We start from the raw sequence: 13213 nt of genomic DNA on the forward strand, positions 1-13213 counted from the left end.
GTGGTGGCAATGTTCGAAAATAGACAATTCGAGAAGTTGGATCTAAATCTGCTAAAGGTTTTTGAAGCGCTTTGGCAGCATAGGAATATGACCCGCGTAGCTGAAGCGCTTCACATTACGCCATCGGCCGTTAGCCATGCCATGCGCAGGTTTAGGGATATTTTGGGCGATCCACTTTTTGTTAAAGAAAAGCAAAGCATGTTGCCTACTGCGGCCTGCGAACGGTTAGCGCCCGCTATTCTAAAAGCCTTAAGCGATATTCGAAAAGCATTGGGGGAGTTTGCCGACTTCGACCCGTTACACAGCCATCAGCGCTTTGTTATTGCCATGCAAGAGTCTCTTGAATTAGGCGTTTTACCTGTCCTGCTTTCAACCCTTGAAAAACAAGCACCTAATGTCGAAATAGTAAGCACTCGCTTACATCGAGATACAATGCTGGCAGACTTAACAAATCGAAACCTCCACCTTGTTATTGATATTGGTCGCGCTGTTGCTGCGCCCATCTCTCACTCACTATTGCGCCGCGACACCTACAAGGTGCTTATGAATAAGCAAAACCCGTTGGCACAAAATATAGATAAGAAGAAGTATGTGGCGGCACGCCATATAACGGTGTCGAACCGGGCAAAAGGGGCGTCGGTAGAAGAAATTGCGCTGCAGCAACTAGGCATAAGCCGTCCTTCATTATGGCGTTGCCAAAACTATCGCGCCGCGGCAGATGTGGTGGCTAGCACTAACGCTTTGTTAACCTTGCCAGGTTCTGTGGCCGATGCGGTAAGCGATGATAACTTGATTAGCACCAAACTGCCGTATCAGCTTCCCGCGTTGGAAACACACCTTTACTGGCATAGCCAGCAGGAAGGTGAGCCCGGGCTAATGTGGTTACGCAATTTAATGCTACACTTGTTCGCTGAATCTGGTCTTACCAGATAGGTTCTGATAGGATTCAGCGCTATAGGCATTATCACGCAGCTCACACTTTGCCAGCGATTAGCGGGGTTTAGTGCTAGCGTACATGAGGTATGTCAGATACCACGGTTGGCGCGTGTTTTGGTGAAAAGGAAGCAGTAATGAATATTCACACACTTGCAGGCTACATACAGCATATTTATCTTGTTGAAGACAGCAAGGGGTTGCTATTGCTTGATGGCTGTAGCCGCGCCGATGTAGACAACGTGTGTCGATACATTACGCAAACCTTAGGTCGTCCGTTAAGTGACTTAAAGCTGATTGTGGTTACACATATGCATCCAGATCACGCCGGAGGCGCCATTAAACTACGTGAACGTACAGGTGCGCAGGTGGCATCTCATCCCAAAGCGATTAATTGGTATGCTGGGTTTGCTGGGCGTACTGCTCACGGCATAGATTTGTTGCTAACCTGGTGGGTGGCCAATCGTATTGGCAAGCCAAGAATGCCCATTTGGTACAACCCAATACTAGCGCCAGACATGACGCTTGCCGACAATCAGTTACTGCCCGGTTTTCCTGACTGGCAGGTTATGTACACGCCGGGCCATACCGACCACGATTTAACGCTAAAGCACATTCCCACGCAGCAGGCTTACATTGCCGATGTATTGGTACAGGTGAAAGGTGAACTAGTACCGCCATATCCGTTATGTCACCCAAACCAATACCGCGAAAGCTTAAAGAAGCTGGCCCAGTCACATATTGATACATTCTTTTGTGCTCACGTTCCGCCCACCAAAAAGTCGGATATCGATTTTGAACACGTTATTGAAAACGCGCCGCGCAAACCTAAGAATCACTGGCATTCCAGTAAAAATCGCATAAAGAAAAAGCTATTCAATAAGACTCGCGAGCATTAGTTTATTAGCCGTCGTTAGCGTTACTTATTTACGAAGCGGCGTGTTTAGCTGGCACTGCCCTTGCTTTTCCCCCTTAATAACCACATTAATCCTATAGGCATATCTATAATAACGAGAGGGCAATAATGTATAGGCCGCACTCTCTGGGTATTATTTTTAAAGGTTTAGGTTTAAGGGAATAGGAACTGCAAAGGCAGAATACAAACAAAATAATGCAAAAAAATATCGCTACGCTTTTTGACAAGACTCGGGCAATGGCGTCGCTAACTGGCGACAAACTTAGCAGTGTGTTTAACAAAGAAACTCACAGATTCACCATTACTGGGCTAAGTCGAAGCGGTAAATCTATGCTGTTCACCAGCCTTATCACTATGCTGAAAAGCCGCAGTGAAGAGGGCTATGCGTGTTTGCCTTTGCTACGTTATTTGCCGCCATCCCAAGTGCTTGATATGCGCATAGAGCCCATTGAAGGCTACAAACCGTTCCCGCATATACAGAACATTGCTGATCTTGAAAACGGCCAATGGCCTAAAGCCACCGAAGAAGCATTCGGTTTTAAGCTGGTGGTGCGTTTAAAAGAAACCGCCTCATTGAAGCGTCATGTACTGCCTCATAGCGATGTGGTGTTTGAGTTTATCGATTACCCTGGAGAATGGGTGACCGACATTCCCATGCTAAGTAAAACCTATGCTCATTGGTCAGACTCTGCGTGGGCTCAGCTTAGTAGTGGGCCGCAGCAGTATTTTGCCAACCAGTGGAAAGCGTTCGTTAATCAGTTTGATTTTGAGCAAGAGCCAACCGAACAGCGTATTCAGCTGCTGGTTAATGCCTATCGCGATTATTTAGTAGACGCGAAGGCCAACGGCATATCTCTTCTTCAGCCGGGCAGTTTTTTATTGGAATCGAGCGACTTCGATTGGCAGGCCTTTGGTTTTACGCCGCTTCCGTCTAGCATCACCAGCGATGTATCACATCCTTGGTTTAAAATATTCGACAAGCACTTTGCTAAATTCCAAAGTGGGTGGTTAACGCCGCTGAAGCAGTCCATTTTCAAAGAAACCGACAAGCAGATTATTCTAGTCGATTTGTTTGAAGGGCTTAACCACAGCAGACAGCATTTGTATCAGTTAAAAGAAACTCTGAGTCATCTGGCCGACACCTTTGTGTACGGGCAAAGCACGTGGTTTTCACGCAATGTGCTGAAAAAAGAACAAATAGGCAGAGTGGCGTTTGTGGCCACTAAGTCTGATTTAGTGCCTGTAAGTCAGCGCGCTAACTTACTTAATTTACTTACCCAAATTACCGAAGGGGCGAGAGCACGGTTTGACGGTAAACCCATACAATTCGAGCATTTTTTAGTGTCTAGCATGCAAGTAACCGATGAAGGTAGTAATGATGATGCTATTCGTTACAAAGACACTGATGGCCGCTATGTAGAATCTACGTTCGAACCTATTCCCAGCACTTTGAAAGAGATGGAAGAGGGTAGCCACTTTCCAGTACCTGATGTGAGTGTACCTAGCGATTTTAAGGCGCGTATTTTAGCGGGTAAGGGCGTAGATAGATTGCTTCAGTTTTTACTGGGCAAAGGAGAGTAAGAATGAGCGATAAACCTTATACATTTGACGAAAGCCCAGAACAAACAAGCCAGTCTACGCTTAGAAGCGATGCAATTTACGGCGGTGTCGGTGAGGAAGCGCAGCGCAACACGGCGACTGGCTATGGTAAACCCAACAATGACAGTGAAAGTGATGCGGTAACAAAACCGCAGTACAAAACCAAAATTAAAACACAAACCTTAGACATAGCGCAGCCTGAAACCAAACTTCCGCAACAAGTTACTGAGGATGTATGGGAAGTGGATACAAAAAAAGGTGGCCTGTCGTTAGGTGCGGCAACATTAGGGTTTGGCGTGGTTTCATTAATTGGGTTTTTCGTATTTGAAGCTTATACCACCCTTGCGGCAAACGTTTCTGAACACCCCATCGGTACAGGTGTACTAGGCGCGCTATTAGTTGGGTTTGTTAGCTGCTTTAGCTTTTTGAGTTTTAAAGAGTGGAGAGGCTACAAGCAAGTAAATACGGCAATGGAAGATGCAAGCGTTATCCGAGATTTGCTGGCTAGCAAGGGAGCAAAGCCTTCAGCGCAGAAAGAGCCTTCAGCGAAACAAAAGCCTTCAGCGGGAACAGAAGCATCGCCACAGAAAATTGATCGCGTGCTAAGCCAGCACGGCAAACGCTTTTCGCGAGGGTCTTACGCAGCGCATTGTTTCGACCGTTATAAGCAGCAGCTTCAAGACGACATGACAGGCCCAGAACGATTAGGCCTGTACGAAGACACGGTACTAAAACCGATTCAAGAAAAGGCGCACAAGGTGCTGAATAAAGAATCGGTGACCGCCGGAAGCCTTGCGTTTATAAGCCCAAATAATCTTATTCAAACTTTTGCTGTGGTATGGATTAGCTTTCGTACCATTCGTCGAATGGCCCGCGTGTATGGACTAAGGCCAAGTACAGCAGGGAACTGGAAGTTACTTAAAGTGTTGGCGCAAAACATTGCGGCGCAAGGCGTGTTTGACTTAGCTACCGACGAAGTTGCCAATCAAATTGGCGGCAGCTTGTCGGCGAAGTTTATGGAAAATTCTGCTGAAGCGATTGCTGCGGGCGCGCTCAACGCCCGTTTAGGGCGAGCGTTGATCAAGTTACTTAAATAGCGCCTTTTGCCCGCTTGTTAGGCTGCGCTAGTGATTTTGCGCAGCCTAGTTGCACCAGCCGCGCTCTAGCGCGAAACTCTTTAGGTTACTGTATTTACGTTATAGCGCCTTTTTAGTGGGCACCACCACGTTAGCAAAGATTAATCCCGCCACTAGCGACATAAAGATAAGAAATACTTCCTGCCCCAAATGGTCTGCCTTCACAAAGTCTTGGCCCGTCATAAACGAGTTCAAGCCAATATAGGTCTTAGACCCCGGCACCAGCACTATAAGTCCGTGCATAGCCACAATGGTCGCGGGTTGGTTAGCAATGCGGGTGAACGCATTCGCAAAAATGCCTAATGCAAACGCACCCACGAACGCGCCCAGCCCAGGGCTCATGTAATCAGAGCTCCATGCGGTAGCACTGTAGGCAATAAATGCTGCTGCCAATGCCCATGGAATGTGTTTAATACGCGTTCTGAATATTGCAACTAGGGCAATACACAGCAAGAATACCGCTAGCCAAGTAGCCCAGTAAGGCAGCGATTCTGCAGGGGTATACACGTTTTCACCAAATGCACTAAAGCCCACTGACACACCCAAAAAAGCACCGAAATATAGCTTAAACAGCTGCATGATGGCGTCCATAGTACGAGCCGTGCCCGACACCATGTTTCGCGATGAAAGCTCGGCAAGGCCCATTGTCAGCGCTAGTCCGGGTACAAATACAATGACCGATGAAAGCACAACCAGCGGAATGTTAATGCCAGGGTCAACGTATTGACCAATAGCACAGGCAAGAATGCCGCCAACGAACGCGGTGACAGGCTCTAGCATCAAGTTTACGCGTTTAGACTGCTGTGCCCATAAGGTCCAAAGATAAGCCACTATACCCAAGGCACCCGACCAGCCAATTTCACTCCAGCTTGCACCCATTAGCATAGCAAACGCGCCGGTGGCCATAGCAAAGGCAACGCCTGTCACCCATTTACCATAAGGGCTGCCCATGGCATCTATTTCATTTAAGCGCTTGTCAGCTTCACTTAAGGTTAATTTGCCCGACAGCAGTTCGCTGGCCAGTTCATCGGTAAGCGACAACGCGTTCATGTCTAATTCGCCAGGAAGCAAACGCGCAGCATGGTTATATTCGTCTTCGTGACGGTCACTCCAGATAACAAAAGTCAGTGAAGTTGGCGTTGAAATAAATGAAGCGTGTACGCCTAAATACTTAGCGACTTCACCTAGGTAAGCTTCAAGACGGAACGCAGGGGTACCGTACTTGTGCAGCATTTTGCCTAGCTTCACTATAAATCTACGAATTTGAATAAATTCAACGGTATCCAACGCACTGCCCTTTAGTTTTGATAAATCTAATATGAGATAAATGAGACAAAAAAGCCAGACGCATAGGTAAAGTGTCTGGCTAAAATTTGGGCGGATTGTACGGAGGGTTTTGCACGAAAGCAAAACAAATTTTCTCTTATTTTCCCTTACAAAAACTAATCGATTAATCCATTAAAAGTGCGCTATTTTAGCGCGAGTTTTCAAACGAAAAATACAGGTATTCTTGCGCTTAAACACGTTCTGTAAACGGCATCCAGTCTTTCCATACGGGTTCCAGTCCTTTCATTGAAAGTGCGCTCACGACATCTGATACAGATCGGTTATCGTCAATATCGAATTGATTTAGTGCCTTCGATGGGGCGCTGTAACCGCCAGGCTGTGTTTGCGACGCTGCACTCATAGACGTTATGCCAAGTGGCATTACGCCATCCCGAAATACTGCCGACTCTCGGGTAGACAGCGAGAGTTCTGCTTGTGGGTTAAAAATGCGGTGGGCGCATATTAGCTGCAGCAGATCTCGCTCGTTAGGGAGTTTACTGTTGGTGAGGGCGTTGCCGCCAGTGCTGTTACCTTCACAGCTACGAAGGCGCGGAAAAGCAATAGATACACGGCTTTGCCAGTAGTGTTGCTGTATTAACTTGCCGTGAAGGGCGGTCATGGCGCTATCAACCCGCCAGTCGCCTAAACCCAGTAGTGCGCCAATGCCTATTTTATCAATGCCGGCTTTCCCTATGCGATCGCTGGCTTCTAAGCGCCATAGGAAGTCCTGTTTTTTACCTCGAGTGTGGTAATTAGCGTAATGCTGCGGTGAGTAGGTTTCTTGATACACTAACACCGCGTCTAAGCCCAGGTGCTTCAAGGTTTCATATTGCTCACGCTTTAAGGGTTGTACCTCCATCATAAGGTAGCTCACCTTTTCGCGAATGGCGCTTAGTGTTTGCTCAAAATATTCCATCCCCACTTTGGTTTCATGTTCGCCAGTAACCAGCAATACCTGTGAAAAGCCTAAATCTCTGATGGCTTCAATTTCGGTCAACACTTCGCTTATAGACAGGGTTTTGCGCTTTATTTTGTTGCTCATTGTAAAGCCGCAGTAGGTACATTCGTTGGCACACAAGTTTGACAAATACAAAGGTACAAACAGCTGCATGGTATTGCCAAATCGATGGCGAGTAATTGTTTTTGCGCGATAGGCCATGGCTTCTAAGTACTTAGCGCCAGCGGGAGAAATTAATGCCATAAAATCGTCTAAAGAAAGTGTATCTTTACCTAGCGCTCGTTCTACGTCGCCCGCTGTTTTACTGTTTATCGACATAGCCACATGCGACAAGTCTTGCTGCATTAATGCCTGTGCTACCTTCATACCGCCGGCTCCAAAAAGGCGGTAAGCGGGCTAGAGGCTTGGGCAAAACTGCTGGTAGCACCAAGTCCAGCTTCAAAGGCTTTTCGCCCCGTTTCTACGGCGCTTGCGAAAGCTGCTGCCATAGCAACTGGGTCCTTAGCCGTGGCGATAGCCGTATTCACCAGTACCGCGTCTACTCCCAGCTCCATGGCCGCCATAGCTTCGCTTGGCTTACCAATGCCTGCATCTACAATGACGGGTATCGACGCTTGCTCAACAATAATTTGCAAAAAGGGTTTGGTTTGTAAGCCCTGATTACTGCCAATAGGCGCGCCCAATGGCATAACGGCAGCGCAGCCTACCTCTTCTAAGCGTTTACATAAAACGGGGTCTGCTCCGCAGTAGGGCAAAACGTGAAACCCTTTTTTAACCAGTGCCTCTGCGGCAAGAAGGGTTTCGATGGGGTCGGGCAACAAGTAGCGTTGGTCTGGGTGAATTTCCAGCTTCACCCAAGGGCTACCTAATGCTTCGTATGCAAGTTCGGCGGCGAATATGGCTTCTTTTGCGTTCTTCGCTCCCGACGTATTCGGCAAAAGAATAACGCCCAATGCTTTTAATGCCGAAAGCGTTTCATCTTGTGAGCTATGGCTGGCGACACGCTTCATTGCCAAGGTCACCATACTGCTCTTGGCTGCCTGTACCGCGCTTTTCATGGTGTCTGGGTTACTAAATTTGCCAGTGCCAGTTAACAGGCGGGAAGGGAAGGTGTGATTTGCGAGTGTAAGCATTTTAGCCTCCTGCCACTAGGGTGAAGATATCCACGGTATCGTTGTTACTTAAGTAGGTTGTTGGCCATTCATTCCTGCTGATAATGGCGGCATTTTTGGCAACGGCGGTGCCTTCGTCTTTCAATTGTTTAAGAGCAATTAATTCACTAAGTGATATAGGAGAAATCACGCTCATTGGTTGATTGTTCACGTTGATATTAATTTGGGTCATTGGCATACCTCACAAGAAGAAGAGGGGGGAAGCTTGAAACTTTGCAGCGTACCTTGGCCTGCGTGGGCGTTTACGTAATGGCCCCATTTAATATCGGCATCGAAGCCCCTTGCCAGAAATAACAAGGCTTGGGTAGCTTGGTGGCATGCTGCCATGCCTACTACTGGGCCTAGTACACCTTTGCTAACGCAATCTTCGCGTATGGCAACATTATTCACTAAACACTCGTAGCAACCGCAGGTGGCTGAGTTTTGAGGCAAGTTCAGCGCTTGCCAGGTAAGCCCACTGGCTGCTGCAATAAAAAGCGGAATAGAGGCGCGAAACGAGGCCAGGTTTATCTGCCTTCGTACCGTAACGTTGTCGGTGCAATCCAGCACGCAGGTGGCTGATGCAATCAAGGTTGGTAAGTTGTTACTATCAGCAAATAAGCATTTAAACTGTATGTTTAAATGCGAGTTCACTTTACGCAGTTCATTGTAAAGCGATTTAGCTTTAAGCTCGCCTAGGTGCATTTCGTTGTAGCTTATTTGGCGCTGCAAATTACTAATGTCGACGGTGTCACCATCTATAAGTGTAATGTTGCCCACGCCTGCGCCTGCTAAATAGCGGGCGGTTAAGCTGCCTAATCCTCCTAAGCCAACGATAACAGCGTGTGCACTCGCCAAATTAAGCTGTCCGTCGTGATCAATGCAATCGAGTAAGAGTTGTCTGCTGTAGCGACGTATATCCTGATGCGCTAACTGCTGGCCTACCGAGTGACTAAGTGAATGAGTAGCTGAATGACTAAGCAAACCCAGCCTCCTCAACCAATGCTTGGTAGGCTTTTAGCGGGTGTTCTGCCTGAGTGATTGCACTTACCACAGCAATGCCGCTAACGCCGGTTTTAGCTACATCGCCTATACGCGATAAGTTAATACCACCAATAGCAACGGTGGGAATGCCATCGCAAAGCTGCACGTACTTTTCTAAACGTGCTACACCTTGGGGCTTCGAAGGCATGTCTTTGGTATTGGTGGGGAAAATATGACCAAGGGCAATGTAAGACGGGTTTAAAGCGCGAACACGTTGAATTTCAGCGAAGCCGTGCGTTGATATTCCAAGCCGTAAACCCGCACTACGGATGGCGTTTAGGTCTGCGGTGTCGATATCCTCTTGCCCCAAGTGCACACCGTAAGCCCCGAGTTCTATGGCCAGCTCCCAATAGTCATTAATGAATAATTGGCAGTCGGTGTGTTTCACCAATTCTATTGCCTCTTTTATTTGCTGACGAATGTCTTCTTGGGAGCCTTGCTTAACCCGTAGCTGCATTATTTTTACGCCCGTTGGCCAGAGGCGGGCTATCCATTGCACGCTATCCACTACAGGGTAGATGCCTAAATGAGTATGAGTAAGTGCAGGAAAGTGGGCTTCTTTACAAGACGAGGCTTTAAGAAGGGAATCCTTATCCCGCTCTTTTTCATTAGCAGTGGCGCCACGTTGGTGAAAGGTCACCAGCGGAAAGCTCTCTGGTTTTGCTGGAAAGCCGTTGGTTTGTGCAAAGTAGGTGGTTAATTCGTTACTTATGGCGTTTGCGTTAGCCGCTGCGCATTGCTTTGGTAGTGTATGGCCACGAACTTCGCTGACGTAAGCATTAGCAAGCGTAAGTGCGTCTTCAATGCAGTAGTCGTGCACAATGAATGCCGCTACTGCGCTGGCTAACATGCAGCCTGTGCCGCGAAGTTTGCCGTTAGCGTATTTCGGCTGGCTAAAACGAAGAGTGTGAGAGGCACAAACAAAAATATCGCTTACATTTTTTTGCCAGTGGGCGTGACCGCCCTTAACGTAAACGCTCTTTGCGCCTTTACCCCTTAGCCGATTGATTGCATTTAGCAAGCTCGCTTCATCAACAACTGGCAAATGGGTGAGCCACGCAAGCTCATCGATATTTGGCGTAACGATATCTACCGTATTCAATAGTTCGTCAACTACGCTTTCGCTTAACTCACTCAGCACGCCACCTGACGAGGTAGACAGTACAGGGTCCCATACAACGAAGAGGCGAGGGTTAGATGTTTTTTGAATACGAGCACACAACAACAGCGCTTGCTCATCATTAGCAATAGCGCCAATTTTAATAGCGCGTGGCGGGGTATCTTCAAACAGCACCTGCCACTGCTGATTTAATGCCGACGCGCACATGCTTTCCTTACTAAGCATGATTGAGTTGGACTGCACGGTAAGCTGTGTAGTGAGCACACAAGCATGGATGTTCAGATCGGCCAATGTAATGGCGTCGCGGGTAACGCCCGCCCCACCGCTACAGTCAACACCTCCCACACACCACACTACAGGAAGTGCAGTGGTGAGGTTGTTGGATGCAGGGCTTATGGACGCTTTCGCCATCATGGTAGCTCTACCTTGCTATCTGCAGTGTGATAAAGTTCTGCGCCAGACTGATTGAATGCCTGGGCCATGTCTTTCATTCCTTTTTCTTTCTCAAACTCTTGCTGCTCTGCTTGTTTAGCCACATCGCGCACTTCCTGAGAAATTTTCATGCTGCAAAATTTAGGGCCACACATAGAGCAAAAGTGCGCAACTTTGCCAGACGCCTGCGGCAAAGTTTCATCGTGATAAGCGCGCGCTGTATGCGGGTCGAGAGCTAAATTGAACTGGTCTTCCCACCTGAATTCAAAGCGTGCTTTCGACATGGCGTTGTCGCGAATTTGTGCACCTGGGTGGCCTTTTGCCAAGTCGGCAGCGTGGGCTGCAATTTTGTAGGTGATCAGCCCCTGTTTAACGTCTTCTTTGTTAGGTAGGCCTAAATGCTCTTTAGGTGTTACATAGCACAGCATTGCGCAGCCATACCAACCAATCATGGCGGCACCTATACCTGAAGTGAAGTGATCATAGCCAGGAGCGATATCGGTGGTGAGGGGGCCAAGGGTATAAAACGGTGCTTCGTGGCAGTGCTTAAGCTGCTCTTCCATGTTCGCTTTAATCATATGCATTGGCACATGTCCCGGGCCTTCAATCATTACCTGAACATCGTACTCCCATGCAATTTTCGTCAGCTCACCAAGGGTACGTAATTCAGAGAATTGCGCGTCGTCGTTAGCGTCAGCTACGCTACCAGGGCGCAGGCCATCACCTAGCGACAGCGCCACATCGTACTTAGCGCAAATTTCGCAAATATCGTGAAAGTGCTCATACAGAAAGCTTTGCTGGTGGTGGCTTAAGCACCACTTTGCCATTATCGAACCGCCGCGCGATACAATGCCGGTAACCCGCTTTGCGGTAAGGTGTACGTATTCAAGCAGCACGCCAGCGTGAATCGTGAAGTAGTCTACGCCTTGTTCGGCTTGCTCAATTAGGGTGTCTTTAAACATCTCCCACGTTAAGTCTTCGGCTACACCGTTTACTTTTTCTAGCGCTTGATAGATGGGTACGGTGCCAAGAGGAACAGGACTGTTTCGCAGCAGCCACTCTCGGGTTTCGTGAATATTTCTGCCGGTAGATAAATCCATGATGGTATCGGCGCCCCAGCGCGTTGACCACACCAGCTTTTCTACCTCTTCTTCAATAGACGAGGTGACTGCTGAATTACCAATATTGGCGTTAATCTTTACTAGAAAGTTACGCCCTATAATCATTGGTTCCAACTCGGGGTGATTGATGTTGCATGGAATAATGGCGCGGCCTGCGGCCACTTCCTGGCGTACAAATTCAGGCGTGATGGTATCGGGTAAATTCGCGCCAAAGTGTTCGCCTTTGTGCTGCTGCGTCAGTTCGGCATCTTTAATGGCTTGGCGACCCATATTCTCGCGAATGGCAATGTATTCCATTTCAGGGGTAATAATGCCCTGTCTTGCGTAGTGAAGCTGGGTAACGTTTTTGCCTGCTTTTGCTTTTAGTGGTTTGCGGCTGCGAATAAAGCGGAAATCTTCGGTAAATATGTCGTTTTCTCGCTCTTTTGCAAAGCTTGACGAAACGCCCTCTAATTCAAGGGTATCGCTACGCTCTTCAATCCACGTTTGGCGAAGCGGAGCTAGGCCTTTGTGCACATCTATGTTTTCTTGTGGGTCGCCGTAGGGGCCTGAAGTGTCGTAAACAGGAATGGGCGGATTTGGTTCTAAAATAGGGTTGTCTTCTGTTCCACCCACTAAACTGTCGTGTTGGTGAATAAGGCGCATGGCCACACGAATATCGTCACGGCTGCCACACTCGTAGTGGCGTGTTGAATTTGGGTAAGCTTCGCCCGCAAGTTCATTAATGAATTGTTGTGCTTGTTGGCGCTGTTCGCGTCTGTTCGACATAGCATTTTACCTTGTAAAGTTAGGTTCTAAAAATGCTTGTCAGGAGTGAAGGAGAATACAAAGTGTAAGTGTAGAACGGGATAATCCCGTTACTTTAGCGAGATTGTTGGTAAAGGTTCTGGTGATTACAGCCCTTTACACCGTTGATGCTGACTTGGGGATAAACTTGAACAGTTTACCTTGAGTGACGAGCAGCACCGTAATGGGTGTGTCTGTATCATCAACAGCAAAACAACTTCGCTTCACAACGCTAAACCACGGTTTAACATTGTGCACATTGTATTTTCTTGTTCCCTTCGCAGGTATTAGCCTGATCAGGTTCTACGGATCCCACTTTCGCGGTCTCAGCTTACTGGGTTAACAGTGAAGCACTCCGACAAGTTGTTTAAGTCAATTCGGGTTGTTGTTGAAACAACCCGAATTGAGAATTCCTTTTTACTATATCTTCAATTTTACGGGTAATACAAGTACTACCAGAAAGCTAAATGAATATTCATCTAGCTGGCTAGCTGCTGACCTTCCTTGTAAAGCTGAAGTGCAGTGGCTGTGTCGTGCTTGCGTTCGCTAATTGCAGACAACAGCAATAAGTCTTCTTTGCGCGACTTCATTTTAGTGGCTTTAAGCAGCGCTTTTTCCGCCAACACATCATCGCCGGAATTGAATGCAACTTGGCCTAGCGTGGAGTATAGCGACACGTTTTCTTCGTCTT

Annotated in this window: 11 protein-coding genes, 1 pseudogene and 1 riboswitch; of the genes and pseudogenes, 4 read left to right on the forward strand and 8 right to left on the reverse strand. The window is 47.7% G+C overall.

The annotated features are described in order from the left end of the window. Positions 1-9: 9 nt before the first annotated feature. From QVA83_RS01170 to QVA83_RS01185, 4 genes are all read left to right on the forward strand, one after another. Entirely contained in the window at positions 10-933 is a 924-nt protein-coding gene (locus QVA83_RS01170) for a LysR family transcriptional regulator (protein ID WP_075177690.1), read from the forward strand. 137 nt (positions 934-1070) lie between these two features. Beyond that, positions 1071-1832, forward strand: coding sequence for an MBL fold metallo-hydrolase (locus QVA83_RS01175; RefSeq protein WP_014947788.1), 762 nt, complete (start codon positions 1071-1073; stop codon positions 1830-1832). Between the two features lie 212 nt (positions 1833-2044). Next, the gene (locus QVA83_RS01180; protein WP_014947789.1) at positions 2045-3430 is read left to right on the forward strand and encodes a YcjX family protein; all 1386 of its coding nucleotides are present in this window, start codon (positions 2045-2047) and stop codon (positions 3428-3430) included. 2 nt (positions 3431-3432) lie between these two features. Then, positions 3433-4545, forward strand: coding sequence for a DUF697 domain-containing protein (locus tag QVA83_RS01185; RefSeq protein ID WP_287498031.1), 1113 nt, complete (start codon positions 3433-3435; stop codon positions 4543-4545). 99 nt (positions 4546-4644) lie between these two features. Here the strand turns inward: QVA83_RS01185 and QVA83_RS01190 are convergent, their stop codons facing one another. From QVA83_RS01190 to QVA83_RS01225, 8 genes and pseudogenes are all read right to left on the reverse strand, one after another. Continuing rightward, the gene (locus QVA83_RS01190; protein WP_014947791.1) at positions 4645-5871 is read right to left on the reverse strand and encodes a threonine/serine exporter family protein; all 1227 of its coding nucleotides are present in this window, start codon (positions 5869-5871) and stop codon (positions 4645-4647) included. Positions 5872-6100: 229 nt separating this feature from the next. Further along, positions 6101-7234: a 2-iminoacetate synthase ThiH gene (thiH, locus tag QVA83_RS01195; RefSeq protein ID WP_287498032.1), complete on the reverse strand. Its 1134-nt coding sequence runs from the start codon at positions 7232-7234 to the stop codon at positions 6101-6103. Then, entirely contained in the window at positions 7231-8001 is a 771-nt protein-coding gene (locus QVA83_RS01200) for a thiazole synthase (protein ID WP_287498033.1), read from the reverse strand. The genes thiH and QVA83_RS01200 overlap by 4 nt, the downstream gene beginning before the upstream one ends. A gap of 1 nt (position 8002) precedes the next feature. Continuing rightward, entirely contained in the window at positions 8003-8212 is a 210-nt protein-coding gene (gene thiS / locus QVA83_RS01205) for a sulfur carrier protein ThiS (protein ID WP_287498034.1), read from the reverse strand. After that, positions 8209-9003 (reverse strand): HesA/MoeB/ThiF family protein, encoded by a 795-nt coding sequence (locus tag QVA83_RS01210; RefSeq protein ID WP_287498035.1) that lies wholly within the window; start codon positions 9001-9003, stop codon positions 8209-8211. The genes thiS and QVA83_RS01210 overlap by 4 nt, the downstream gene beginning before the upstream one ends. Next, positions 8996-10597, reverse strand: a complete 1602-nt coding sequence (thiE, locus tag QVA83_RS01215; RefSeq protein ID WP_287498036.1) for a thiamine phosphate synthase — start codon at positions 10595-10597, stop codon at positions 8996-8998. The genes QVA83_RS01210 and thiE overlap by 8 nt, the downstream gene beginning before the upstream one ends. Continuing rightward, positions 10594-12504, reverse strand: a complete 1911-nt coding sequence (gene thiC, locus QVA83_RS01220; RefSeq protein WP_287498037.1) for a phosphomethylpyrimidine synthase ThiC — start codon at positions 12502-12504, stop codon at positions 10594-10596. Before thiC ends, thiE begins: the two co-directional genes overlap by 4 nt. Before the next feature lie 274 nt (positions 12505-12778). Beyond that, positions 12779-12890: riboswitch (TPP riboswitch) on the reverse strand. Positions 12891-13001: 111 nt separating this feature from the next. Further along, a pseudogene (locus QVA83_RS01225) lies at positions 13002-13213 on the reverse strand (heme biosynthesis HemY N-terminal domain-containing protein); the annotation flags it as partial.

This window comes from Alteromonas sp. AO-Serp, from assembly GCF_017849675.1.
Classification (GTDB): Bacteria; Pseudomonadota; Gammaproteobacteria; order Enterobacterales; family Alteromonadaceae; genus Alteromonas; species Alteromonas macleodii.